At 67.5% G+C, this 25405-nt stretch carries 22 protein-coding genes; 9 read left to right on the top strand and 13 right to left on the bottom strand.

The annotated features are described in order from the left end of the window. Positions 1-73 precede the first annotated feature (73 nt). Together AvAM_RS02285 and AvAM_RS02280 are read left to right on the top strand one after the other, a co-directional pair. Positions 74-1267 carry a Fic family protein gene (locus tag AvAM_RS02285; RefSeq protein WP_137745543.1) on the top strand — a complete coding sequence of 398 codons (1194 nt, stop codon included), beginning with the start codon at positions 74-76 and terminating at the stop codon, positions 1265-1267. A gap of 168 nt (positions 1268-1435) precedes the next feature. Further along, on the top strand, positions 1436-2857 hold the full coding sequence (locus AvAM_RS02280) for an aspartate kinase (RefSeq protein WP_137745542.1): 1422 nt from the start codon (positions 1436-1438) through the stop codon (positions 2855-2857). A 106-nt stretch (positions 2858-2963) separates the two neighbouring features. On the opposite strand, the gene AvAM_RS02275 is transcribed toward AvAM_RS02280, so the two are convergent. The 7 genes from AvAM_RS02275 to AvAM_RS02245 all read right to left on the bottom strand — a co-directional run bounded on the left by AvAM_RS02275 (position 2964) and on the right by AvAM_RS02245 (position 9322). Beyond that, positions 2964-4310, bottom strand: a complete 1347-nt coding sequence (locus AvAM_RS02275) for a four-carbon acid sugar kinase family protein (RefSeq protein WP_137745541.1) — start codon at positions 4308-4310, stop codon at positions 2964-2966. A 3-nt stretch (positions 4311-4313) separates the two neighbouring features. Further along, entirely contained in the window at positions 4314-5594 is a 1281-nt protein-coding gene (locus AvAM_RS02270; RefSeq protein WP_137745540.1) for a ribulose-bisphosphate carboxylase large subunit family protein, read from the bottom strand. Positions 5595-5668: 74 nt separating this feature from the next. Further along, positions 5669-6211 (bottom strand): VOC family protein, encoded by a 543-nt coding sequence (locus AvAM_RS02265; RefSeq protein ID WP_137745539.1) that lies wholly within the window; start codon positions 6209-6211, stop codon positions 5669-5671. Positions 6212-6307: 96 nt separating this feature from the next. Next, positions 6308-7108, bottom strand: a complete 801-nt coding sequence (locus AvAM_RS02260; protein ID WP_137745538.1) for a transporter substrate-binding domain-containing protein — start codon at positions 7106-7108, stop codon at positions 6308-6310. Positions 7109-7158: 50 nt separating this feature from the next. After that, a complete protein-coding gene (locus tag AvAM_RS02255) occupies positions 7159-7941 on the bottom strand; it encodes an amino acid ABC transporter ATP-binding protein (protein ID WP_137745537.1) in 783 nt (260 codons plus the stop codon). Between the two features lie 14 nt (positions 7942-7955). Then, entirely contained in the window at positions 7956-8642 is a 687-nt protein-coding gene (locus AvAM_RS02250; protein WP_137745536.1) for an amino acid ABC transporter permease, read from the bottom strand. After that, the gene (locus tag AvAM_RS02245; protein WP_137745535.1) at positions 8639-9322 is read right to left on the bottom strand and encodes an amino acid ABC transporter permease; all 684 of its coding nucleotides are present in this window, start codon (positions 9320-9322) and stop codon (positions 8639-8641) included. Before AvAM_RS02245 ends, AvAM_RS02250 begins: the two co-directional genes overlap by 4 nt. 229 nt (positions 9323-9551) lie before the next feature. Here AvAM_RS02245 and AvAM_RS02240 point away from each other — a divergent pair, with 229 nt between their 5' ends. Then, entirely contained in the window at positions 9552-10598 is a 1047-nt protein-coding gene (locus AvAM_RS02240; protein ID WP_137745534.1) for a LacI family DNA-binding transcriptional regulator, read from the top strand. A gap of 21 nt (positions 10599-10619) precedes the next feature. Here AvAM_RS02240 and AvAM_RS02235 read toward each other — a convergent pair whose 3' ends face one another. Continuing rightward, a complete protein-coding gene (locus tag AvAM_RS02235; protein ID WP_137745533.1) occupies positions 10620-11570 on the bottom strand; it encodes a DMT family transporter in 951 nt (316 codons plus the stop codon). 191 nt (positions 11571-11761) lie between these two features. Here AvAM_RS02235 and AvAM_RS02230 point away from each other — a divergent pair, with 191 nt between their 5' ends. Further along, positions 11762-12667: a LysR substrate-binding domain-containing protein gene (locus AvAM_RS02230; RefSeq protein ID WP_137745532.1), complete on the top strand. Its 906-nt coding sequence runs from the start codon at positions 11762-11764 to the stop codon at positions 12665-12667. Here the strand turns inward: AvAM_RS02230 and AvAM_RS02225 are convergent. Further along, positions 12657-13436 (bottom strand): DeoR/GlpR family DNA-binding transcription regulator, encoded by a 780-nt coding sequence (locus AvAM_RS02225; RefSeq protein ID WP_137745531.1) that lies wholly within the window; start codon positions 13434-13436, stop codon positions 12657-12659. The two genes, AvAM_RS02230 and AvAM_RS02225, sit on opposite strands and share 11 nt — an antisense overlap. A gap of 158 nt (positions 13437-13594) precedes the next feature. On the opposite strand from AvAM_RS02225, the gene AvAM_RS02220 reads away from it, so the two are divergent. After that, positions 13595-14224 (top strand): NUDIX domain-containing protein, encoded by a 630-nt coding sequence (locus AvAM_RS02220; protein ID WP_137745530.1) that lies wholly within the window; start codon positions 13595-13597, stop codon positions 14222-14224. A 13-nt stretch (positions 14225-14237) separates the two neighbouring features. On the opposite strand, the gene AvAM_RS02215 is transcribed toward AvAM_RS02220, so the two are convergent. Both AvAM_RS02215 and AvAM_RS02210 read right to left on the bottom strand, forming a co-directional pair. Beyond that, entirely contained in the window at positions 14238-15731 is a 1494-nt protein-coding gene (locus AvAM_RS02215) for a TIGR01777 family oxidoreductase (RefSeq protein WP_137745529.1), read from the bottom strand. Between the two features lie 29 nt (positions 15732-15760). Then, complete coding sequence (locus AvAM_RS02210; RefSeq protein ID WP_137745528.1) at positions 15761-16453, bottom strand: DUF4166 domain-containing protein; 693 nt, start codon at positions 16451-16453, stop codon at positions 15761-15763. Between the two features lie 197 nt (positions 16454-16650). Here AvAM_RS02210 and AvAM_RS02205 point away from each other — a divergent pair, with 197 nt between their 5' ends. Then, positions 16651-18492 (top strand): sensor histidine kinase, encoded by a 1842-nt coding sequence (locus AvAM_RS02205; RefSeq protein ID WP_137745527.1) that lies wholly within the window; start codon positions 16651-16653, stop codon positions 18490-18492. Beyond that, the gene (locus AvAM_RS02200; protein WP_137745526.1) at positions 18489-19955 is read left to right on the top strand and encodes a sigma-54 dependent transcriptional regulator; all 1467 of its coding nucleotides are present in this window, start codon (positions 18489-18491) and stop codon (positions 19953-19955) included. Before AvAM_RS02205 ends, AvAM_RS02200 begins: the two co-directional genes overlap by 4 nt. A gap of 123 nt (positions 19956-20078) precedes the next feature. Here AvAM_RS02200 and AvAM_RS02195 read toward each other — a convergent pair whose 3' ends face one another. Next, positions 20079-22484 (bottom strand): penicillin acylase family protein, encoded by a 2406-nt coding sequence (locus tag AvAM_RS02195; RefSeq protein WP_249367882.1) that lies wholly within the window; start codon positions 22482-22484, stop codon positions 20079-20081. Positions 22485-22625: 141 nt separating this feature from the next. Here AvAM_RS02195 and AvAM_RS02190 point away from each other — a divergent pair, with 141 nt between their 5' ends. After that, positions 22626-23732 (top strand): GlxA family transcriptional regulator, encoded by a 1107-nt coding sequence (locus AvAM_RS02190; RefSeq protein ID WP_137745525.1) that lies wholly within the window; start codon positions 22626-22628, stop codon positions 23730-23732. Between the two features lie 94 nt (positions 23733-23826). Continuing rightward, positions 23827-24792 carry a class I SAM-dependent methyltransferase gene (locus tag AvAM_RS02185; protein WP_137745524.1) on the top strand — a complete coding sequence of 322 codons (966 nt, stop codon included), beginning with the start codon at positions 23827-23829 and terminating at the stop codon, positions 24790-24792. Here the strand turns inward: AvAM_RS02185 and AvAM_RS02180 are convergent. Next, complete coding sequence (locus AvAM_RS02180; RefSeq protein WP_137745523.1) at positions 24789-25298, bottom strand: flavodoxin family protein; 510 nt, start codon at positions 25296-25298, stop codon at positions 24789-24791. The two genes, AvAM_RS02185 and AvAM_RS02180, sit on opposite strands and share 4 nt — an antisense overlap. Between the last annotated feature and the right edge of the window lie 107 nt (positions 25299-25405).

The following is a 25405-nucleotide window of genomic DNA, read 5'->3' as shown; positions in this document are numbered from 1 at the left end:
TATTGGCATAGATTGATAAATATTTAATTAAATCAAATATTTACAATGGTTTTAAAGTTGGCAAAATAAAGCCATGTACACTGCGCCCCATCAGTTCGAACCCTTGCTTCCATCCGATTTGCGCATGGAGCCTCTGCTGGCCAAGGCGCACGATCTGTCCCGTGCCGCCACATTGCTGGCAGGCACCCGGGTGCCGCCCGAGTTGCGCACCTTGCTGCGCAGCATGAACTCCTACTACACCAACCGCATCGAGGGCCAGCACACGCGCCCGCACGAGATTGAGCAGGCGCTGCGCCAAGACTTTTCGCAAGATGCCGTGCTGGCAGCCAAGCAGCGCCTGGCCGTGGCGCATATTGAGGCAGAGCAGGCTCTGGAGCAGCGCTACGCCGGACTGGAGGGCGCGCGGGCCTTGTATTCCGTGGACGCGGTGCAGGTGCTGCACAGTGAGTTGTTTGGCCGCTTGCCGGTCTCGGATCTGGTGACTGCAGAAAACGAGCCCATTGTTCCCGGCGCTTTGCGCCAGCGCGAGGTGCAGGTTGGTCAGCATGTGGCGCCGGCGTGGTCCAGCGTGCCGCAGTTTCTTGCGCGATGGGCATCTTGCTACGGCAGCGTGCGCCGGGGGGAGGCAGCGCTGGTGGCCCTGGCCTGCGCGCACCAGCGCCTGGGTTGGGTGCACCCGTTTGTGGATGGCAACGGGCGTGTCATGCGGTTGCAAACGCATACCTTGCTGAGTGCACTGGGCTACACGGGAGGGCTGTGGTCGCCGCTGCGGGGTTTTGCGCGCAGCACCGAGCGGTACTACGCGCTGCTGGCCGACGCAGACAGCGCGCGCCGGGGCGACCTGGACGGGCGCGGCAACCTGAGTGAACAGGCGCTGGTGGCCTGGAGCGACTATGTGCTGGATGTCTGCCAGGACCAGGTGGGCTTCATGGCCGGCATGCTGGACTTCGAGACCCTGAAGGCCCGCATTGCCGCCTGCCTGGTATTCGAAGCCACGGTAGAAAAATCGGGCGTTCGGCAAGAGTCCCTGCGTGGGTTGCACTACCTGTTTCTGAGTGGCGAAGAGATGGCGCGCGGCGACTTCAAGTCCATGCTGGGCATGAGCGACCGGGGCGCCACCGATGCACTGGGCGCACTGGTGCGGCGCGGCCTGCTTAAGTCCGACTCGCCGCAGGGCAAGGTGCGGTTTGGGCTGCCACAGCATGCGCTGCGCTTTTTGTTTCCCAAGCTGTGGCCTGAGGCCGAGGCGGATGCGGTGGCCCGGTAAAACGCATGGGTCTTCGACCCGGTTCAAGCCAAGGGTCGCATCCCTCAGGTTCACGTCAAAGCACCCCGGTAAAAGTCGTGGAAAATAGAGGGTTTCCTGCCGCTGAGCCCCTTGGCAGAGCACCCGTCCAGCTTTCCAACCTTTTTGCTCCCCTGAGCCTGTCAGTCCATGCAAGACGTTCAAAACTCCAAGATCTCTGTCGAGAAGATCGGCGGCACCTCGATGACCGCCTTTGGCGATGTGTTGCGCCACATCGTGCTGCACGACCCCAAGCGCATCAACGGCCGGATCTACGTGGTGTCCGCCTACTCGGGCGTGACGAACCAGCTGCTGGAGCACAAGAAGACGGGCGAGCGCGGCATCTACGCGCTGTTTGCCGAAGGCAAGGGTTACCAAGATGCGCTGACCAACCTGGCAGCCAGCCTGAAAAAGATCAACGCCGGCTATGCCGATCTGCGCTTGCCATTGGACGTGGCCGATGCCTTCATCGACCAGCGCATTGGCCAGGCCCGTGAATACCTGAACGCCATGCAGCACGTGCTGGCCAGCGGCTACCTGAGCCGCAAGGACGTGTTGCTCGCGGCGCGAGAAGTGCTGGCCTCGATTGGCGAATCGCACAGCGCGTTCAACTCGGTCGAGATCCTCAAGGCCAACGGCGTCAACGCCATCTTGATGGACTTGGCCGGTTTTGACGACAACGAAGCCTGGACGATTGACGAGCGCATTGCCAACAGTTTCAAGGGCCTGGACCTGAGCGACAAGGTCGTGGTGGCCACCGGCTACACCAAGGGCACCGAAGGCATCATGCGTGAGTTTGACCGCGGCTACTCCGAGGTCACTTTCAGCAAGATCGCCGTGGAAGTGCGTCCCGCCGAGGCCGTGATCCACAAGGAATTCCACCTGTCTTCTGCCGACCCCAACCTCGTGGGCCTGGAAAACGCCATCGTGGTGGGCGCCACCAACTACGACGTGGCCGACCAGCTGGCCGACGTGGGCATGGAAGCCATTCACCCCAAAGCCGCCAAGCCCATGGAACTGGCCGGCATCCCGATCCGCCTGAAGAACACCTTTGAGCCCGACCACCCCGGCACGCTCATTACGAAAGACTTTGTGGGCGAGCGCGCGCGCGTGGAGATCGTCACGGGCACCGACAAGGTCACGCTGATCGAGATCCACGACCCCAGCATGGTGGGCACTGTGGGCTTTGATGCGGGGCTGATGAACGTGTTCTGCAAGCACGATGTGAGCTACATCCTCAAGGCGACCAACGCCAACTCCATCGCCCATCTGGTGTGGGACAACCAGGTCACGCCCGAGCTGGTGGCCGAGCTGCAGAAGGACTACCAGGTCGTGACGATCAAGCCCAGCGCGATCGTGTGCACCATTGGCTCCAACATCGGCATCCCCGGCGTGCTGGCCAAGGCCGCGCAGGCGCTGGCCGATGCCCGCGTCAACGTGAATTGCGTGTCTCAGACCCTGCGTCAGGTAAACATGCAGTTCGTGATCGAACGCGAGGACTACAAGACCGCGATCAAGGCGCTGAACATGGCGCTGTGCGTGAACTCGGGGACCCCGGTGCCTCGCGTGTGATGGGATAACAGGGGGGCCTGTCGCGTTGCTTTCCCCTTGGGCCTTCGTGCAAGGCCTGCCCAGTAGCCCGCCATGTGCGGGCTTTTTTAACGCCTGGACATTGCCATCAGCCCACGCCCAGCAGTCTTTCGAAAAGGTCCGTTCCGCCCATCTGCCCCCCCTTGAGCATCAGCTCCAGCCCGTCGCGGGACGGGTCGGCACTGTGCGCGCGGCTCAGCGTGACCCCGGGGCAGACCGTGGTTTGGTACGACAGCCCCCACAGCTGCAGCGCCTGCACCGCGTGGCTGGAGGTATCGCCCCCCGCAATGCCAATGCGCCGCAGCGGAGTGCCGTTGTCGGCCTGCGCCTGCACCACGCGGGCGACCAGGGCCGCACTGGCGGCGGCGACGGCCGCTGAAGCACCACCGGACGGGGCAGGAGCTCCGTCCGTGGTACCGGTGTAGGCCAGCACATGATGCCCCTGCTGCAGCCCGGCGCATATCGCGCGTTGGGTGGCCTGGGCGTAGTCGGTGTCATGGGCCAGCCGGTGCGCGTCCACCGGGATGCGCTGATAGGACGTTGCGGCCTGGACCTGGGCCGCTGTGATGGGTGACAGGCTGCCCGCCCAGGCGAGCACAGGGCCAGGCGATGGTGCCAAGGCAGGGGCGGGTTGGCTGACCCGCGCACCCCAGCACGCGATCAGCGCCTGGGCCACGGAGCTGGGCCCCACGGCGAGCAAGCGGCCGCGCTGGGCTTGCTGCCACAGCAGGCGCCCCACGCTGGCCAGATGGTCTGCACTGGTCAGGTCCAGCAGCGTAGGCACGAATGGCGTGTCGGACACCTCGGGCGCAGCGGTCGCGCCATGGCCCAGCAGGGTGTTCAGAGAGCTGGGCAAGGTGTCTGCTTCGTACAGCGGGTAATGCAGTGCCGTGATGCCTTGCAAACCCTGCTGCGCCAGGTGCACCCGCAAGTCGGCTTCTGCCATGGGGGTCACCGGGTGCCGGTGCATCGTCGGGTGCCGGTCAATGCGGTAGACGGCCCCCCCCGTGCCGGCCGCAGCAAACAGGTTGCTGAAGGCGCAGTATCTGCCCAGGCTGGGCTGGCCGCCGAGGATGGGTACCCAGCGGTTGTCCACGCTGGGGTGCAGTGTCTCGATGGCGCAGGCGATGTTGCCGACATGCGGAGCGCTGTCGAAGGTGGAGCACACCTTGTAGTGCAACACGGTGGGTGCGATCTGCCTGAAAAAGCGGCCCACGGGGGCCAGTTCTGCGCGCATGGCTTCGGGCGGCATGGCGCGCGCGGCGCCTGCAATGCCCACGGCGTCCAGCGGCCCGGCGGCGACCAGAGCTTCTGCGCTGGGTACGCCCATGAACAGCATGGACCGCAGGCCTGCCCGTGCGAGCACGGCCAGGGTGTCGGTGGCTCCGGTGAAGTCGTCGCCGTACCAGCCAAACCGGGGAGCTGTGGTGGACATGGTTCAGTGCTTCTTGCCAAAGAAGTCAATGGCGTGGCGCAGTTCAACGGCATGTTCCGCACGCTGGGCCAGCGTCTCGCCGTTCTGCACCGCGTCCCAGGCCTGCTGCAGGCTGGCCACGCCAGCGGCCGCGCCATCGGGGTGGGCCAGAATGCCGCCGCCGGACATGAACAGCAGGTCGTTGCTGCGCACGCTGTCCCAGGTGGCGGGCACCGTGCCAGCCCATTGGCCGTTGGAGAACGCGGGCAGCACGCGGTCGTCCAGCCCTTCGCACAGGGGCGCCAGGGTGTTGTGCGCGGATTCGATCACTTCCTCATCGGTCTGCGAGAACTTGCCCTGCAGGCCGTGTACATGCATGTGGTCCACACCCGCCAGGCGCCACAGCGTCTGCCAGGCATTGAACGAAAAGCCCAGCAACGGGTGGCGCGACAGGGCGCCGTAGCCGTTGCGGTGGCCGTGCAGGGCCAGCGGGGTGTGGCGGCGCAACGTCTGTATGGCGGAGTAGCCGCACCAGTTCAGGCTGACCATCACACAGCTGCCACCCTCGGCGGCAATCAGGTCGGCGTGGCGGCGCATGGCATCGGTTTCGTCGGTGATGTTGAACGCCACCATCACGAGCTTGCCGGTCTTGTCCTGGTGGGCCCGCACACGGCGCATCACGGATTTCACGCGGTCGGCCAGCGGGGCGTGCACCGGGTTGGCGCACACCTCGTCATCCTTGATGAAGTCCACCCCAGCGGCGCACAGGCGGCCCGCCAGTTCACCGGTTTCTTCGGCCGATAAACCCACGTTGGGTTTGATGATGGTGCCGATGAGCGGGCGGCCCTGCACGCCGGTCAGCGCGCGTGTGCCTGCAATACCTTGGCGGGGCATATCAAACTGCTCGCGGTAGGCGCGCGGCAGCTTCATCGACTCCAGTCGCAAGCCGGTGACCTCGCCCAGGTCGAACAGGTTGCCCGACACCGTGGCCGCCAGCGTCGGCAGGTTGGGGCCGATGTTGCCGCAGGGGAAGCTCACGCGCAGCCGGGCGCGCTGCCAGGTCTGTGGTGTGCCGAACATGCCGCGCCGCTGCATCCAGCCATTGGGCAGCGACGGCGCGGGCGCCACGTCCAGCAGCTCGATGGATTCGACCGTGGCGCGGGCGCGTTCGCGCAGCGCATCGGTCTCGCCCTCCACCCGGGTGAAGGTGCCACACGATTGCTCGCCCGCCAGCACCTCGGCCACGTGGGCGGGGTCCAGCGGGGTTTCGATCAGGTAGGTGGCTTCAAAGCGGTCTGGGGACATGGGCAGAGTGCACTATGGTTTTGATAGCTGCTAGCGCTTTATGGACAGGCGGTAAAGGGCTATTTGGCTTGAAATCAGATCTTGGAGAGGTCCGGGAAGGGGCGCACCGGGTCGGTCTTGCCGTCCCAGGTTTCCGACTCGGCGCGGATCAGGTCGAACATGCGGCCCTTGGGGCCGGCCACTTCCGACAGCTCGATCACCGTGCCCGGGTGGTACTCGGTGTCAAAGTACACAAAGCGGCCTTTCTCGCCCACCTCGCCGCTCATCACCGCCTTGAAGCCCTGGGCAGTCAGGCGTGCCAGGTCGGCGTCGTAGTCGCTGGTCCAGTAGGCCACGTGCTGCAGCCCGGTGCGCCCGGCCTGCAAAAAGTCGCGGTACATCGATGGCACGTCGTTGCGGGTCTGGATCAGCTCGACCTGCACGTAGCCCGAGTTGGCGAGCGCCACCGAGTTGTGCGGTTCGTGCGACTCGCCCCGGTAGACGTAGTTCTTGATCGGAACCTTGGGGTTGTAGAACCAGGGGCCGACGCCCAGGGTGTTGCTCCAGTAGTCCATGGCGGCTTCGATGTCGTGGACCACATAGCCCAGCTGGCGGATGGCGCCGAAGTGACGGCTCATAAGAATTTCCTTTGATGGTGATGCGTCAGGGCAGGGCAGCGCTGAACGGGGGCATTGCCCACCGGCCGTCACTCGCCTTTGCCTACGGTGCAGCGCTTACTTGGCGCCGTCGATGATTTCCTTGGGGATCGGCACGCCCGCGTACTTCAGGTGGATGTCGTTGAGCTTGCCGTTGGTCAGGTTGGTCTTGATCCAGCCGTTGACGGCCTTCATCAGCTCGGGTTGGCCCTTGCGCATGGCCATGCCCAACTGGTAAGACTGCAGGATGAACTTGGTCTCGAACTCGCGCGCCGGGTTCTTCTTGGCAATGGCCGTGATGATGGGCGGCGTGATGGCCACGATGTCGGCCTGTCCCGTGGCGGCAGCGGTGATGGAGGCGGATTCATCGTCAAAGCGCACCACCTTGGCCTGCGGCGCGCGCTCGGTCACGATCTTGTCCTGCGGGCCACCGCGCGTCACGGCCACCGTCTTGCCCGCCAGATCGTCGATGCTGGTGAGCTTGAGGCTCTTGGGCGCGCCCACGGCCGCCTGGATGGCGCCGTAGGGCATGGAGAAGTCCACGGCCTTCTGGCGCTCGGGCGTGATCGACAGCGACGAGATGATCAGGTCCACCTTGTTCGACAACAGGTTGGGGATGCGCGCGGAGTTGGTGGTGTTCACGATCTCCAGCGTCAGGCCCAGGTCCTTGGCCAGCAACTCGGCCGCTTCCACGTCCGAGCCCACGGGCTTCATCTTCTCGTCCACATAGCCATAGAACGGCGCGCCAAAGTCGATGCCCACGCGCAGTTTGCCGGCGGACTTGATCTCGGCCAGGTCTGCCATGGCGGGCAGGCACAGGGCGGCTGCGGCGGTGGCGAGCAGGGCGCGGCGCAGGATGCGGGTGCGGGAAGCGGTCATGTGAAATGTCTCCTGGTGGTTTTTGGCAAGGGAATCAAAAAAGGAACGGATCACAGCCCGTGCGACAGAAAGTCGCGCAGCTCGGCCGTTTGCGGGTTCTTCAGCATGTCGCCGGGGCCGGTCTCCCAGACCTTGCCCTCGTGCATGTAGATCACTGTGTCGGCCACGCGCGCGGCGAATTCCATCTCGTGGGTGACCAGCACCATGGTCATGCCGCCCTGGGCCAGCGATTCGATGACGCGCAGCACCTCGCCGGTGAGCTGTGGGTCCAGCGCCGAGGTCACTTCGTCGAACAGCATCACCTGCGGCTCCATGGCCAGCGACCGTGCAATGGCCACGCGCTGCTGCTGGCCGCCCGATAGCTGCTCGGGGTAGGCCTGCGCCTTGTCGGCCAGGCCCACCTGCTGCAGTGTGCGTGCGGCAATGGCACGCGCCTGGGCGGCGGGCAGGTTCTTGACGGCCTTGGGCGCGAGCGTGATGTTCTGCTCCACCGTGAGGTGCGGGAACAGGTTGTAGCTCTGGAACACGATGCCCACGTCCTGCCGCAGCTGGCGCAGGTCGATGGCCGGGTCGTGCACCGCGTGGCCGCACACGTGGATGGTGCCGCTGTCAATGATCTCCAGCCGGTCGATGCAGCGCAGCGCGGTGCTTTTGCCCGACCCGCTCTTGCCGATGATGGCAACGACCTGGCCCTTAGGAATGGCGAACGACACGCCCTTGAGCACCTGGTTGCTGCCGAAGCTCTTGTGCACATCCTTCAGCTCAACGACGGTGTGCGCAGGCGAAGCCGCTGGCTGGGAGGGTTGCACGGCAGCGTCTCGGGCGAGGTTCATGGTGTCTTCTCGTTTCATGCGGTGGTCACAGAAGGGGTGGCCGTGCCACGGTTTCCAAACTGCTGGCGCTGCTCCAGCTTGCGGCTCCAGACCGACAGCGGATAGCACATTGCGAAGTACACGATGGCAATCAGCAGGTACACGGTGAACGGCTGGAAGATGGAGTTGTTGATGAGCTGCCCGGCACGCACCAGCTCGATGAACCCCACGATGGACGCGAGCGACGTGTTCTTGACGATCTGCACCATGAAGCCCACCGTGGGCGGGGTGGCAATGCGCACCGCCTGGGGCAGCACCACCAGCCGCATGCGCTGGGTGCGCGACAGGGCCAGGCATTCGGCCGCCTCCCACTGCGTGCGCGGCACCGATTCGATGCAACCGCGCCAGATTTCGCCCAGGTAGGCACTGACGTAAACAATCATCGCGATGCTGGCGGCCACGATGGCGGGCAGCTCCAGCCCCATGATGGAAAGGCCGAAGTAGCACAGGAACAGCACCACCAGCAGCGGCGTGCCCTGGATGATCTGGATCCACGCAATCGTGGTCCAGCGCACCGCCTTGATGGGGCTGACGCGGCACAGCGCAATCACGCCCCCGGCCAGGCCGCCGCCCACAAAGGCGATCAGCGACAGGCCGATGGTCCACAGCGCGCCGAACAGCAGGTACTGCAGGTGGTGTGCATTCAGTCCACCGTCGATCATTTGGCGCTCCTCAGTTTGCGTTGGCGCGTGAACACGATCTGACCGAACAGCCACAGCCCGGCGCGCATCAGCAGCGACAGCACCAGGTAGGCCACGGCGACCAGGATGTAGGCCTCGAAGGGGCGGAAGGTTTCAGACTGCACGCGGGCCGCGATGGCCGTCAGCTCCTCCACCGAGATCTGCGAGGTGATGGACGAGGCCAGCATCAGCAGCACGAACTGGCTGGTGAGCGCGGGGTAGACCTTCTCCATGGCCGGGCGCAGCACCACATGCCAGTACACCTGCCGCCGCGTCAGGCCCAGGCATTCGGCGGCCTCGATCTGGCCCTTGTGGATGGAGTCCATGCCGGCGCGCATGATTTCGCAGGTGTAGGCCGCCACGTTGATCACCAGCGTCAGCAACGCCGCTGCAAATGCAGGCACCTTCCAGCCCAGGCTGGCCAGGCCGAAGAACACCAGAAACACCTGCACCAGCAGCGGCGTGTTGCGCAGCACTTCCACATAGGCACCGCAGGTCTTGGCCACCCAAGGCGTGTTGCCGCGCCGGCCAATTGCCAATAGCGTGCCGCCCACAAAACCAATCACCGTGGCCGGGAAGGACAGCAGGATGGTCATCCAGGCCCCTTCCAGAAACTGGGGCCAGTTGGCCAGCACGCTGGCAAAGTCGAATTCGTATTGCATGGAGCCGCAGCAGCGATCTAGCCCAGGCGGGCGGTGCAGGGCGCGCGTCGGCGGAACGAAGAAGGGATATCAGGCATGGGCTTGTCTCCTGTGCAGTCGGTCTGTGCCGCCGCAATCTAGGGTTTGTACTGATCGAATTTGATGCCTTTCGGCACCGAAGCTGCAGTGATACTATCCGCAGAATCCATCAAATACCAGCAAATGCAATGATGGATTTTGATTGATTTTTATGTCCAAACACCCCCGCATCCCTGATATCGCCCAGTTGTCTGGTGTCTCCACCGCCACGGTGGACCGGGTGCTCAACCAGCGCGCGGGCGTACGCAGTGCCACCGTGCAGCGCGTGATGCAGGCGGCCATCAGCCTGGGGTATTTGCCGCAGGCAGAGGCGCAAGCCACGCTGCAGGCACAGCCGCAGCCCCTGCGTTTGATGGTGCTGATCCCCGAGGGCAGCAACCGCTTTTTGCAGATGCTGGGCGATGTGATCGGCTACGCGCAGGAGCATTGGGCACCGTTCAACGTGCGCTGCCAGGCAGCCTACATCGAGAGCTTCAACCCAGATGCTTTGGCCAAAGCGCTGCTGCACCACGGCAAGCGATGCGACGGCATTGCCTTCATGGCGCTGGAGCACCCCGTGGTGCGTGAGGCCGTGGCCCAACTGGCCGAGCAGGGTGTGCCCACCGTCACGCTGATCTCGGACCTGTCGAGCTCGCGCCGGGCGGCCTATGTGGGCCTGGACAACCGTGCGGCGGGCCGCACCGCGGGCTACCTCATTGCCCGCTTCATGGGCCCGCTGGCGCTCAGCCGCAACGCCCGCGTGGCGATGATCGTGGGCTCGCTGCGCTACCGCGCGCACGAGGAGCGCGAGGCAGGCTTTCTGCACTTGTTCGAAGAACAATTCCCTTTGGTGCAAGTGGTGGGTGTGCGCGAGGGCCAGGACGACGCCGAGCGCAACTACCAGCAGGCGCGCAGTCTGCTGGAGCAGCACCCCGACCTGGCCGGCATCTACAACATCGGTGGCGGCGCAGAAGGCATCGGCCGCGCCCTCAAGGAAGCCGGGCTGGAGCACAAGGTGGTCTTCATCGGCCACGGCCTCACGCCCGACACCCGCGCTCTGCTGATCGACGGCACCATGGATGCGGTCATCACGCAGAACCCGCTCGGCGCGGTGATGAACTGCGTGCGTATCTTTGCCAACCTGCGGGACGGGCGGGACGCCACGAGCGGTGTGGAGGCCACCCGCAGCCAGGTCATCTTTCGGGAAAACCTGCCCTAGCCAGTCTGGCCGACGGCGGGCCTACATTGCAGGCTTGGCAGCCTTCGGCAAGGGAGTAGGTGCGCTGCGGCGCCCGATCAGCATCACCCCCGCGAGCACCAGCGCCGCACCCCCCATCTGCCACCAGGTCAACGGTTCATCCAGCAGCCAGACGCCAAAAAAGATCGTCAGGATGGGGCCTAGCGTGCCGATGAGCGCGGTTTTGGAGGCGCCAATGCGGCGGATGGCGGCCGACGTCATGAACACGGGCAACACGGTGGAGAACACGGCCATGCCCAGCGCATGCAGGTAGACCGGCGCGGGCTGCACCAGCGCGCCCACAGGTTGCGACACCACAAAATGCAGCAGAGTGGCGCCTGTGGAAACCAGCATCGCCAGTGCCGTGAAGCGCGCCGCGCCCATGCGCCGGATGGCGGGCTCGCTGCCCGCCTGGTAGAACGCATACGATACGGCCGAGCCAAACACAAACCCTGCGCCCACCAACACGGCGTGCGAATCGCCCGCCACATGCAGGTCGTGCGCAAAGGCCAGGCCAATGCCTGCGTAGGACAACAACAGCGCCCCCAGCTCCCGGCGGGAGGCCCGCTTGCCCATGAACAGTACGCCGATCACGATGGTGAGCGTGGGGTAGGTGAAGAGGATCAACCGCTCCAGGCTGGCGGTGATGTACTGCAGGCCGATGAAGTCGAGGATGCTCGCGCCGTAGTAGCCCAGCAGGCCCAGCGCCACGATGGCCAGCCAGTCGCGGCCCGTCAGCGGAGCCAGGTTGCGGCTGGCCCGCCAGCCCACCCAGGCAAACACCGGCACCGAAAACGCCATGCGCAGGCACAGCAGGGTGACGGAATCCACCGGCACGGCCTGGGGCACGGCATAGGCCAGCTTCACAAAGATGGCTTTGAAGGAGAAGCCCAGCGCTGCCAGGATGGCAAGGGCAAGACCAAGGCGTTCGGAGGACCAGTTTTTCCAGGGCATGGAATGGGTTTGCGCGTTTTGTGCGGTTTGGCCGAACGATTTGCGTGCTTTTTATGAGACGGCTGGCATCCTGCTCTCATATGCTGCAGGGCACAATTGCTGATCTCGCAACCATGCGTTCGTATTCGACGAACGTTAAGAACGTGTTCACGATCCCCTGCGAGATCGTGAACACGTTCTGAAAGCCCGCCTTGCACTACGACCTCACCGACCTGCGCCTGTTTGTTGCCATTGCCGAAGAGCGCAACCTCACGCGCGGTGCCGCGCGCGCCTACCTGGCGCCGTCGTCGGCCAGCCACCGGCTGCGGCGGCTGGAGGAGGCGCTGAACACCTCGCTGTTCGAGCGCCAGACGCGGGGCGTGGCGCTGACCCGTGCGGGCGAGGCCCTGCTGCGCAACGCCCGCCAGGTGCTGGCGAGCATCGAGCAGATGCATGCCAACCTCTCGCCCTTTGCCACCGGCATTCGCGGCCATGTGAGCCTGTGGGCCAACACGCATGCCACCCACACCTTTTTGCCCGATGACCTGGCGGGCTTTCTCAAACGACACCCCCAGGTGAGCGTGAGCCTGGAAGAGCGCACCAGCGCCGAAATTGTGGTGGCCGTGGCCAACGGCGAGATCGAGGTGGGGGTGCTGGCGGACAGCGGCACGGGCGCCGGGGTAGAGCTGGCGCCCTATCGGCAAGACCGCTTGGTGCTCATCGTGCCCGCAGGCCATGCGCTGGCAGGGCGCGGCCGTGTGGGGTTTGCCGAGGTGTTGGACCAGGCCTTTGTGATGCTGCACGCGGGTTCGGCCATCCATACCTTCACGACCAATGCCGCCGCCGCGCTGGGGCGGCATCTGGACGTGCGCATTCAGGTGCGGAGTTTTGAAGCCGTGTGCCGCATGGTGGGCGCGGGCGTTGGCATTGGCCTGGTGCCCCGGGGCGCGGCCTTGCAGGTGGCGGGCCTGAGCGAGCCGCCGGTGCTGGTGGAGCTGGACGAACCGTGGGCGCAGCGCGATCTGCAGATCTGCGTGCGCAAGGGCGCAGTGCTGACGGGCTTTGCCGCAGCCTTGGTCGCGCACCTGCGCCAGGGCACTGGCGCCGCTACTGCCTGATTGCCTGATTGCCTGCAGCGATCTCCACCTTGGCGCCACCGGCCTGCAGCTTTTTGCGCAGCGCCTGTGGCGTGGCGGCGGGCACCACCAGTGCGGCTAGTTCGCGCAAGGGGGCAACGCTGAACGGCGATGCCGTGCCCAGTTTGTCGAGCGAGGCCAGCACCACCGTCTCTGCCGCCCGCTGGTGCAGGGCGCGCTTGACGGCGGCTTCCTCAAAGTCTCCCGTGGTCAGGCCGGCCTCGGCATGCACGCCGGTCACACCCATCAGGTACAGGTCGGCCCGCAACTGGGCGGCGGCCTCGACCACGCTGGCACCCACATTCACCATGGAATGGCGGAACAACCGGCCGCCCAGCACCAGCACCTCCACCTGCGTATGCCCAGCCAGCGCCACGGCCACGGTGGGGCTGTGCGTGACCACGGTGGCGCGCAAGTCCAGCGGCAGGTGCTGCACCACCTGCAGCGAAGTGGTGCCTCCGTCCAGGATCACCACCTGGCCGGGCAACACGAGCGCGGCCCCGGCGCGGCCCAGGGCGCGCTTGTCTTCGGGGGCCAGCTGCTCACGCACTTGCAGACTGCTCACAGCGGCCGAGGCGGGCAGGGCGCCGCCATGCACACGCTGCAAGCGGCCCTCGGCGGCCAGCTCGCGCAGGTCGCGCCGCACGGTGTCTTCCGAGATGCCCAGCTCCTCGCTGAAGGCCTTGGCCACGATCTGGCCGTCCTGCTGAAGTCGAGCGAGCAGGAGCTGTTTGCGTTGGGTGGTCAGCATGAGTGGTTGGACAAGGTGATTGCACGAAATTGCATGTTTGTGCATGATATTGTGTAAATCAACCTTGTCAAAACCATGCACAAACCACCAAACCGCACCGCGTCAGCGTTGGCGCCAGGCGTACGTTGCCACCCAAGCCAGCCCGAAGGGAGCCATGCATGAGCCGCCCCGTGCCCGAAATCCCCGTCGCCGAGCTGAACGCCCGCACCGAGCATGTAAAACTGCTGGAGGTGCAGGTGCTGTCCGACAACTGGTATGTGCTGCGCAAGGTCACCTGCTCACTGCGCAGGCGCGATGGCGAATGGCAGACGATGAGCCGCGAGGCCTATGACCGGGGCAACGGCGCTGCGTTGCTGTTGTTCGACCCACGCCGCAGCACGGTGGTGCTTACGCGCCAGTTCCGGCTGCCCGCCTTTCTCAACGGTTGTACCGACGGCCTGCTGATCGAGACCTGCGCGGGCCTGCTCGACGGCGACGACCCCGAAACCTGTATCCGCCGCGAGGCCGAGGAAGAAACCGGCTACCGCGTGCGCCAGCCGCGCAAGGTGTTCGAGGCCTACATGAGCCCGGGCTCGGTGACCGAGAAGCTGCACTTCTTTGTGGCCGAGTACGAGCCCGGCGACCGCATCCGTACTGGCGGCGGCCTGGAGGGGGAGGGTGAAGACATCGAGGTGATCGAGATGCCGCTGGCCGACGCCCTGGCGGGCATTGCCAACGGCACAATCCAGGACGGCAAGACCATCATGCTGCTGCAGCATGTGGCGCTGGGGTGGGGCCGGGCCCAGTAGCCCGGCCGCCGCATCACGGTGCCCTGCCGCCTTCGCCACCAGCCGCGAGATCCCGCAAGGCACCCGGCAGATCAGGGTGCACAAACTGGTAACCCAGGGCCACTGCCGCCTGGGGCACTACGTTCTGCCCGTCCAGCAGCAGGGTGGCCATCTCGCCCAGCGCCCAGCGCAGTGGGGCGGCTGGCATGGCCAGCCACACGCGCTGCCCAAACGACGCGGCCAGGGCCTGCACAAAGCTGCGCTGCGACACGCCATCGGGCGCCACCGCGTTGATGGGCCCCTGCACATCGTTGCGGTCCAGCACAAACCGGATCAGCCCCACAGCATCCGCCAGGTGGATCCACGGCGCGGCCTGGCGGCCGTGGCCCAGCACGGCGCCCAGGCCCAGGCGGGCGCTCAGGGCCTGCATCGGATAGGCGCCGCCGCCGTTGCCCAGCACCACCCCCAGGCGCAGGCGCACCACACGCACGCCCAGTGCTTCGGCGCGCCGGGCCTCGTGCTCGAAGGCTGCGCACAGGTCGGACTGGAACTCGCCCGGGCGTGGTGGCGCGGCTTCATCTAGCGGCTCCATCGAGGCGTTGGGCGACGCGCCATAAAAGCCCACGGCCGATGCGCTGACCAGCACACGAGGGCGGTGGTGCAGGCGCCGCATCAGCGCGACCACGGCCATGGTGGTGTCCACCCGGCTGGCCAGTAGCACACGCCTGCGCGCGGCCGTCCAGGGCATGCCCAGCACCCGCGCCCCGGCGAGCTGGACCACGGCGTCGATGCGGGTTTCTGGCGGGATTGCGTCCAGCGTGTCCACGGCCCACACGCCCGGGCCCAGGCTCGCGCGGGCCTGCAGCACATCGCGCGTCAGCACGATCACACGCTGGCCGTCCTGCACCAGCTGCGCCACCAGGGCGCTGCCCACAAACCCCGTGGCTCCGGTGACCAGCGTGGCAGGGGCGGTGTGGTGCTGGCTGTTGCCCGGCACAGCTTGGGGCTGGGCTGCAGGTGCCGCTGCGCGGCGCAGGCGCAATACAGCCCGCAGGTTGCGCACGCTCCAGGCCCACACCCCCAGCGCAAACGCGGTAAACAACCACGACACCCAGCCATGGGGCGCGACCACCAGGGCGGTGGGCTGCTGCAGCCAGCCCCACAGCACGGGCGCCATCAGCCCCAAGAACAGACCGTAGCTGATGGTCAGCAGCGTGTGCAGCACCCGCTCCAGCGGGGGCAGGCGCCGGGTGCGGTCCTCTTCCAGAAAGTCCGCCAGGGTGATGCCCAGCTCGGTCAGCAGCAGGGCGGCAAGCAGGGCCGCCCAGGCGCCATGCCACGCAAACCAGGCCAGCCCGAAAAAGACGACGCCATAGATCGCCTCGCGTGCCGCATGCAACGCCAGCTCATACCGGGCCGATGGGCGATGGGGCAGGCGGGCCTGCAGCTCGTGGTGCCACCAGTTGTCAAACGCGCCCATGGCGGCCTGCACGGAGAGCAGCATAAAAAGAGGGGTCATGGCACTCATGGTCGGGTGTCCTTGTTGTTGTGTGCGCTTCAAAGCGCGTTGAGAGAATAGTCAGGGCTGGAGTCTTCAGTGCAGGGGTCGGTGAACACCCCGGACTGGTGGAAGGTCTCCCCCCACCAGGGGTGCACCATGCTCAGCGTGAAGCGGAACTGCCCGCCGCCCAGGTCGGTGTGTGCCACGCGGCAGGTCCCCGGTGTCAGCAGGGCCGGCACGGGGATGCGCAGGTTCCCCCGCACCCACCAGAAGCGGCGGCTGCGAAACACCAGCGCGCCGTCTTCTTCCAGCACGTCCAGCGACATGGCCAGGCCTCCATCGGTGCGCTCCAGCAGGCGCCCATCGGGCCCCAGCTCCTTGGTGGATCGCACGGTGCGGCCCGCGCCGCTGTCGGCGCCGGTGTGAAAGCAGCGCTCCCACACCACGCCACCGCACCCGTTGTCGCTCACGCGCACCGTGGCGGGCAGGGCGGTGGTGTTGATGTGGGTGAGCGGGCCACCCCAGACCCGGGTCAGCGCGGCATAGACATGGCCGACCCGCGAGCAGCGCAGTTCCATCTGGCCTTCATAGGCCACATCGGCGTGTGCGGTGCCAAAGCGGCGTTGCACGGCGGCGGGCAAGCGCGCCCAGGCTGCGGCGCCCACCATGGCGCGCAGGTCCAGCGCCTGGGCAGGGTGGGCAGGGGCGGCATCACAAGTGCGGGGTGCGGGACTGAAAAGGGCAGACATGGCGGGCTGGGCAAGAGTGGTGGTTGCACTCCCTATTGCGAAACCCGGGCCAGGCACTGAACGCACTGCAAGTGCTTGATTTCATTGAAATTCGCGGGCCGACCTGCATACTTGGTTTACAGTGCGCGCAGCCGCAATCGTTAACTCCAGGAACAGGTCCCCGCCATGCGCAGCGCTCCCACCCCATCGGTTCTTGCATGCTGATCCACGCCGTCCTCGGGTTTTCGGTGCTCGAAACCCTGGTGTTGGCCGCCCTGTTGCTGGCCTGGGCCGACCGCGTGGCGGGCGCGCGCCTGCTGGCCACGTTTTTGACCGGCATTTCGCTGTGGATGGTGGGCAACGAGCTGCCCAACTGGATCGGCCCCGAGGCTGAGCCCGTGGCCATGCGCCTGCTGGCCACGGCGCCTTTCACTTCGGCGCTGTTCTTTCACTTCTGCACCGTTTTCTGCCGTGTGGACCTGGGGCGCTGGGGGGTGGCGGCGGCCTACGCGCTGGGGGGCGGTGCCACCGTGGTTTCCATCATCCTGGTGCCCGGGCATTTGATTCACCACCGCGACATTGGCTGGCTTGCAGTGGCCGACCCGGTGGGCATGGTGGCCAGCATGGCCTGGGTCATCCTGGGCATTGGCGGGGTGTGGGTGCTGCTGCACGCCTTGCTGCGCGCACGCCGCCTGGGCGATGGGCAGAAGCTCCGGCAGATTGCGGCCGTCACCGCGTCGTGCCTGTGGGGCCTGCTGTGCCTGGCGGGTTATGGCATTGCGGTGCTCGATCTGCCGATCTACCCGTTTCCGCTGCTGGGCCTGCCGTTCTATTCGCTGATCCTGGTGTACGGCATCCTGCGCTACGGTGTGTTTGTGGCCAATGCCTGGGCGCGCCGCGCGCTGGTGTGGGCGCTGCTGCTGGCGCTGGGGTTGGTGGTGGTGGCGCTCACGCCCTTGCTGCCGCTGGAGTCGCGCTGGCTGGGCGGCCTGGCCGTGGCAGCCAGTGTGCTGGCTCTCAACGGCCCCGTGCGGCGGGTGGCCGAGCGGCTGGTGTACCCGGGTGCCGACGTGTCTGCCGCCGACCTGGCCGCCTGGCGCCGCACGCTGGGGTCGGCCGAAACGCCCCAGTCCCTGGCCGAACACGCAGCTGCCTTGCTCAGCGCACGCATCGGCACGCAGGTGGAAGTGCACATTGGCGAGGCCCCCGCCGCCGCCAGCAGCACGCCGCAGCTGGTGTGTGGCCGCGCGGGCGAGGGCTGGGCCGTGTCGTTGCAGGGCTGGGACGCCGCGCCCCCCGGACCGCGCCATGTGGCCGAGCTGTTTGGCACCGTGGTGGCCGAGGCAGCAGAGCGCGTGGAGCAGGCCCAGCAGTTTGCCGCCCGCGAGCGCGAGCGCCAGTTGCAGGCCCGCCTGGCCGAGTTGGGGGCCCTGGCGGCCACGGTGGCGCACGACATTCGCAACCCGCTGAACATCATCTCCATGGCGGTGGCCGCCGCGCCGGGCGACACCCGGCGCGAAGTGGCCGAACAGGTGGCCCGCATCGCGCACCTCACGCACGACCTGCTGGACTTTGCCAAGCCCTGGAAGCTGGCACCGAGCACCATCGATCTGGCGGCCCAGGTGCGCAACGCCGCCATGCGCCTGCCCGATGTGAGCTTCGGGCCGGGGCTGGAGCAACCGCTGTGGCTGCAGGCCGACCCGCGCCGTGTGGACCAGGCGCTGACCAACCTGTTTGAAAACGCCCGCATGGCCACTGCACCCGGCAGCGATGCCAACGCCTCGGCAGCGGCCCACACCCACAGCCATGTGCACATCGACGCCGAAACCACCGGCACCACCGTGCTGCTGCATGTGTGCGACGCAGGCCCCGGCGTGCCCGCCGAAATCCGCGACCGGCTGTTTGAGCCCTTTGCCTCGCGCAGCCCCGGCGGCACCGGGCTGGGCCTGGCCATCGTGGCCCGCACCATGGCGGCACACGGCGGCACGGTGGCGCTGACCGAGCGTGCGCCCTGGAGCACCTGTTTCACGCTGAGCTTTCCCCGCTCGCCCGCCCCATGAACCCCTCTTTCAACGACTCATCCGCCCCCCTTGCTGCGCAGAATGCCGAGGCAGGCGGCGACCCAGGCCTCACCAGCGCGCCAGGCCACGGCCATGTGCTGCTGGTGGACGACGAAGCCGCTTTCCAGCGCCTGGGTGGTGCCTTCTTGCGCAGCCTGGGCCACGAGGTCACGCTGGCGGGCGATGGCACGCAAGCCCTGGCAGCTTTTTCCCAGCGCCGCCCCGAGCTGGTCTTGCTGGACCTGGCCATGCCCCCGCACATGGACCCCGAGATCGGCCTGGAGCTGATTCCGCGCTTTGCCCCCGTGCCCGTGGTGGTGCTGACCGGCCATGGCGACCATGCGCTGGCCCTGCGCGCCACCGAGCTGGGCGCCTGGGACTTCCTCACCAAACCCATCGACCCCGACATGCTGCGTTTTGTGGTGGCGCGCGGGCTGCACAAGGCCCGCCTGGATGGCGAGCTGGCCGCACTGCGGGCCGGGCAGGCGCTGGATGCCCAGGGCCTGGACGACATGGGCCTGGTGGGCCAGGCGGCGGCCACGGTGCAACTGCGGGCGCTGGTGCGCCGCGTGGCGCCCACCCAGGTCAGCGTGCTGGTGCTGGGCCCCACGGGCACGGGCAAAGAGCTGGTGGCGCGTGCCCTGCATGCCCACAGCGCCCGCCGCACCGCGCCCTTTGTGGCCATCCACTGCGGCGCGCTGTCGGCCGAGCTGCTGGAGAGCGAGCTGTTCGGCCACATGAAGGGCAGCTTCACCGGCGCCTACCGCGACCAGGCGGGCCTGGTCGAGGCCGCACACGGTGGCACGCTGTTTCTGGACGAGGTGGGCGAAATGCCGCCGCCCATGCAGGTCAAGCTGCTGCGGTTCTTGCAGGAGGGCACCTTTGTGCCCGTGGGTGGCCGCGCGCAAAAGCGCGCCGAAGTGCGCGTGGTGGCCGCCACGCACCGCGACCTGGAGGCCATGGTGCGCGAGGGCACTTTCCGCGAAGACTTGTTCTATCGCCTCAAGGGCGTGGTGCTGCGCACCCCGTCGCTGGCAGAACGCCCCGCCGACATCCCACTGCTGTCCACGCGCTTTCTGCACCGCGTGGCGCACAGCGCCCGGCTGTCGGCCGACGCCCTGGCCTGGCTGATGGCGCGCGACTGGCCCGGCAATGTGCGCGAGCTGAAAGCGGTGGTCGAATCCGCCGGTGCACTGCTGATGCCCCCGCAGCACGAGGTGGACGCGCCCCTGCTGCAACTGGCCAGCGGCGACATGGCGGCCGAGGCTCCGGCGCCCGGTGCAGACACCGCCCCAGCCCCCGCAGGCACCGGCCCGCTCGATGCCGCACTGACCGAGCTGGAAACCCGCATGGTCCGCGACACCCTGGCCGCCGCAGGCGGCAACCAGTCCGAAGCCGCCCGCCGCTTGGGCATCTCGCGCGTGGGCCTGGTCAAAAAGCTCACGCGGCTGGGGCTGCGTTGACCCTGGTCCCACCCGCAGCGGGGCCGCGGGTGGATTATCTGCTCATTATTTGATAGCTATCAAGGCATGATGGACGCGCGGTAACGGCCTAGAAACCTTCAGATTTCCAGGCCATGGAGCCGCTCAGGGCCGCACCAGCCGCAGCGGCTCGCCCACGCGGGCCTTCACCACGTCGTCGCGGTGGAAGGGCAGGGTGTGCCAGCGCTTGGCCGAGAACTCGCGCATCTGGTCGTTGGCGTGGGGCGATGTGGGGTTGGTGGACTGGCCGTAGGTCAGGATGGCCTGGGCCACTGGGCCCTTGGCGTCGAAGGTCACGGTCTGCACGTAGCTCGTGCCGTAGTCGATGCGCAGGCCCGCCTTGTTGATGGGCGCGGGCTCCTGGCGACCCAGGTTGTTGAGCACGCCTTCAAACTCCTCGCCGCCGTGCAGCGCAATCGCTTCTTCGGTGATGGCGGGGCGTTGCACGCTGCCCAGGGTGGCGTCGAGCGTGTAGCCGCTGGTGCGGATGGCCTTGACGGCGCCGTCCAGGGCCTCCCACACCTTGGCGGCGGTGGTGGCGTCGTCCATCTTCAGGCCCGCCGGGGTGGCCACGGGTTGCGCAGGGTCGAAGGGCACGCGGTGCACGCCGGGGATGTTGCGCGCGGTGCGCCAGAACTCGCGGAACACATGGGCACCGCGGGCATCGACGTTGTTGCGGCGGTCCCAGCCTTTCAGGGCCGCGCAGCCGTCGCGGGATTCGGCCGTGGGGGCTTTGTCGCAGGCGGCCAGCAGGTCGGGCACCACCACCTGGGCCATGAAGTTGCGGTTCTGGAACAGCTGGTCCTGCATGGCCTGCAAGGTGACCTTGCCCCGGCCCAGCATCTCGGGGATTTCAGCCAGACCGGCGCGGGTGCGGGGGCGGGTCAGGCTGGCGTCGCCCACCAGGGGCGAGATGCCTTCAAACTTCTGCGCCGGGTGGGTGTAGACGAAGCTGTCGTTGCTGTTGTGCACCCAGTCGCTGCGCAGTGCCACGGGCATGCGGCCGATGGGGATGAGGCCGGGCACGGGCGAGGTGCTGTCCTCGCGCCAGGCGCAGTCGGCGCGTGCGCCGTTCAGCACCACCAGGCCCGCTGCGCCGCGCAGCGCGGCAGCGGGTTTGCTGGGGGCGCAGCGTTCCAGCTGGGCGGCATCCACATCGGGCACCACGCTGGTGTCGGTGTACAGCACGCGGCCGTGGCGGTCGGCCGCCAGGGTGTTGACCCAGGGCAGGCCCAGTGCGGCATGGGCCTTGTGCATCTCGCCCACCGAGGTGGCGCGCGCAAAGGCCAGGGCCGCGTCCATCATGCGGGTGTTGCCGGTGTTGGCATCGCGCAGGGCGTAGGCGGTTTTGTCGGTCCAGCCCAGGCCCGCGCGGGGCACCACCACCAGCGGGCCCCAGCGGGTGGACCACACGGTGTGCTCGCGCGTCTGCAGCTTGCCATCGGCGCCGGGGATCTGGGCGCTGACCTTGCGGGCCGTCATCTTCTCGGGCTTGCCGTCCACCAGGTAGCTGGTGGCGTCGCCCGGCACCAGGGCCAGTTCGTACAGCGTGAAGCGCTTGCCGGTAGACACGGTGTGCGACCAGGCCACGTCCTTGTTGAAGCCGATGGAGACCATGGGGTAGGTGCCGATGCCCACGCCCATCACGTCCATCTGGCCGGGGATGGTGAGGTGCATCTCGTAGAAGCGGTTGGGGCCGCTCCAGGGGAAATGTGGGTTGCCCAGCAGCATGCCGCTGCGGTTGGCCGTCACGTCCTTGCCAAAGGCCCAGGCGTTGGAGCCCAGGGGCGAGTCGAGCAGGCCCAGGTCGCGCATGGCCTGGGCGGCATCGGCCAGGTTCACCTCGGAGGCGGGGGCCTGGGCGGCCTTCGCGGTGGGCGGCTGGGCGCCCAGCATGCCGTCGGCCAGCGCGGCAATGCCCGCCTGCACGGCCACCACCTCGGCCATGCGGTGGTATTCAGCCAGTGTCATGGGCTGCAGCCAGGGCTTGCCCCGGCAGGCCTCGGGCAGGGTGGCGGCGTTGTCGGCCAGGTAGCGGTTGTAGCCCGCCACGTAGCCGCGCGCCATGCTCTGCACCTGGGCGCTGGTGCGGGCCCAACTGCGCGCGAGCAGGGCGTCGTCCATGTGGGCGGCCATGAACAGGTCGATCTGTTCGTTGGGGATGTAGCGGCGGCCCAGCAGGCCGATGGTCTTGGCGCCAAAGTGGGCACTGCGCTGGCCCCGCGCGGTCACGAGCTGGTCGGCCGTCATGCAGACGTTGTCCTGCGCATAGGCATAGGCCACGCCGTAGGCCAGGGTTTCCGGGTCCTGCGCGGTGATGTGCGGGATGCCGAAGGTGGTGCGCTCGATGGTCACGCTGCGATTGGTGCTGCTGGCGCTGTGGGTGCCCGGCGCTGTGCCCGCGCAGCCCGCCAGGAAGAGGGCGGCGCTGGCGGCGGCCAGGATGGAAAGGGCGGGCCGGGTGGAAAGGGCGGTGGTCATGCCCGTGGGCAGGCCGTTTGGCTGTCGCATGGTGTGGTGTCTCCAGGTGTTGTGCGGTACCTGCCGGGGGCTTGGCCGGGCAGGGTGCTGTGTTTGGCGACGCCATGCTACTGCCGGGTAACATCTGTACACGATGGCAATTTGGCCACGAACCATGGCAATATCGCCACCATGCCTAGAGACCAACCCGAAGCCCCCGCCACCCCGTCGCCCTGGGGGGTGAACGTGGGCATCGTCTGGGGGCCGGGCAGCATTGCCAGCACGGCCGCTGCGGTGGTCGATGCCCTGTGTGCCATGAACATGCTGGCCGCCATGCGGGTCGGTGGCGCCCAGGCCCCCATGCGCTGGCACTGGCTGCTGGCGCCGGGCGAGGGCGGCGCCACCCCGCCGCCCGTGCCCGACAGCGGGGCGCTGCAAGGCCGCCTGCACGCCATCGTCATCCCCGGCTGGCTGGTGCCCACCGGGCCCCAGTTGCGCGAGGTGAGCCACCGCCACCACCAGCACTTTGGCGACCTGTTGCGCGCCCATGTGGTCAGCGGCGGTGTGGTGGCGGCGCTGTTCAACGGCTCCAGCCTGCTGGCCGACTGCGGCTTGCTGGCCGGGCGCCAGGTGGCGCTGCCCTGGACGTTTGCGCCGTCCATCGTGCTGCAGTCCAGCGCCAGCGCCCCAGGCCCTGCGCAGGGCAGCGCACCCGTGGCCGAGGTGGCCTGGCAGCGCGACAAACCCTGGCTGTGCGACGGCCCCCTCTGGACGTCGGCCGCCCCGCAGGACACCCTGCCAGTGGTGCTGGACCTGCTGGCCCAGACGCCCGCCGCCGAACTGGCGCAGGCTGCATCGCATGTGCTGCTGTTCGATGCGCCGCGCCAGCTCACTGCCACCGCCACCATGGAGACCCCCACCGGCGCCCCCATGGGCGCGGGCAGCCTGGAGCAGGCCCGCCGCTGGCTGCAGGACCACCGCAACGAGCCCTACAGCCTGCAGGCCACGGCCCGCGCCGCCGCCACCAGCCCGCGCACACTGCTGCGCTGGTTTGCTCAGGTGTACGGCGAGAGCCCGCAGGACTACCTGCACCGGCTGCGCATCGCCCAGGCCCAGGCGCTGCTGCAGACCACCTACCTCACCGTGGACGCCGTGGCGCAGCAGTGCGGTTACAGCGACACGGGCAGTTTTCGCAAGATCTTCCACCGCGTGAGCGGCACCACCCCGGGGGCCTACCGCCAGCGCTTTCGGCTGCGCACCACGCGCAAGCAGTGGCTTGGTACCAACGGCCATCATTGATGCTGCTATAAAATGCGTAGCTATCAAGGCATATGCAGAAGGCGGTAACGGCCTTTTTTGCTTGAATTTTCTGACCACCCAACGCCCGCCCTCCATGCAAGCCCTGCTCGACGCCATCGCCACCATGCCCCTGCCCACCGAGGCGCAGCGCGTCTTCCATGGCCGGGGCGGGCTGCACCCGGGGGCGGAGCAGTGGGTGCTGGATGCCTACCCGCCCGTGTGGGTGCTGACCAGTTTTGCGCCCGCTACCGAGGACGAACTGGCCACCATCGGCGCCGCGTTGCAGGCCCGCTGGGCGCAGATTGCCCCGGCGGGCGAGCCGCTGAACTGGGTGTTCCAGCACCGGGGCGAGGCCTTGCGCATCGAGGGCCGCAGCGAGACACGGCTGATGGCCGGGGCCGTGCCAGACCCGCACATCGTGACTGAGGCCGGGGCACGCTACCGGGTGCATGTGCTGCGCGGGCAAAACCACGGCCTGTTCCTCGACATGGCCGCCGGCCGCCGCTGGGTGCGCGACTACGCCGCTGCGCGCAGCCAGGACCGCTACGGCCTCAAGGTGCTCAACCTGTTTGCCTATACCTGCGCGTTTTCGGTGGTGGCGCTGCAGGCGGGCGCCAGGCAGGTGGTCAACGTGGACATGAGCCACGGCGCCATCGGCATCGGGCAGCAGAACCACCAGCTCAACGGCATCACCACCGGCGCGGCGTTTTTGCCGCACGATATCTTCAGCAGCTGGGGCAAGATCACGCGCAGCGGGCCCTATGGCCTGGTCATCGTGGACCCGCCCAGCTACCAGAAGGGCAGCTTTGTCGCCACCAAAGACTACGCGCGGTTGATGCGCCGCCTGCCCGACCTGCTGGCCCCTGGCGGCCACGCACTGCTGTGCCTGAATGCGCCCGAACTGGGCGTGAACTTTCTGCAGGACCAGATGCGCGAGCTGGCGCCTGAACTGCAGTGGGTCGAACGCGTGGCCAACCCGCCCGTGTTTGCCGACGTGGAGCCCGAGCGCGCGCTCAAGGTGCTTGTTTACCAGGCGCCGGAGCTGGCCCAGCCGGTCTAGAAGATACCCATCGCCAGCCCCACCGCCAGGGCCTCGCCCAGCGCCCGGCAGCGCGCCAGGTCGTCCGCGCCGATGTGTTTGGGCGCCTGGATGGCCTCGGGCGTCTGCGCATGGGTGCACACGATCAGCGGCTCGGCCACCGCGTTCAGGCGCCAACCCGTGGCGATGCGCGCCATCTGCCGCGCCGCGTTCTGCCCGTCGCTGCCCGCGCAGACCAGCAGGGCATAGGGGCGGCCATTGATCTGGTCGAGCGCGCCGTAGTAGCAGCGGTCAAAAAAGTCCTTGAGCTGCCCGCTGATCGCCGCCAGGTTCTCGGGCGTGGCAAACACATAGCCATCGGCCGCCAGCACATCGGCCACCCCGGCCTCTGCAGCGTGCAGCAGGCGCACGGCCACGGTGGGCTCGGCGGCCTGGGCGGCGGCACAGGCGGCCTCGGTCATCTGGCGGGTGCCGCCGGTGGCAGAGTGGTAGACGACGAGCAGGGTCTTGACGGCGGGTTGGGACATGGGCGCAGCATAGCCCCTGTGGATGGGAGGGCAGGCTGCGGCCCCAGCGTCGGTTTATGCCCTTGTTTCCTCCAAGGCCACGGGTTTGCACGAGGGGTTCACGAGGT

Origin of the sequence: Acidovorax sp. NB1 (genome assembly GCF_005405905.1) — a bacterium.
GTDB lineage: Bacteria > Pseudomonadota > Gammaproteobacteria > Burkholderiales > Burkholderiaceae_C > Acidovorax.
This window is presented reverse-complemented; position numbering and strand designations above follow the sequence as displayed.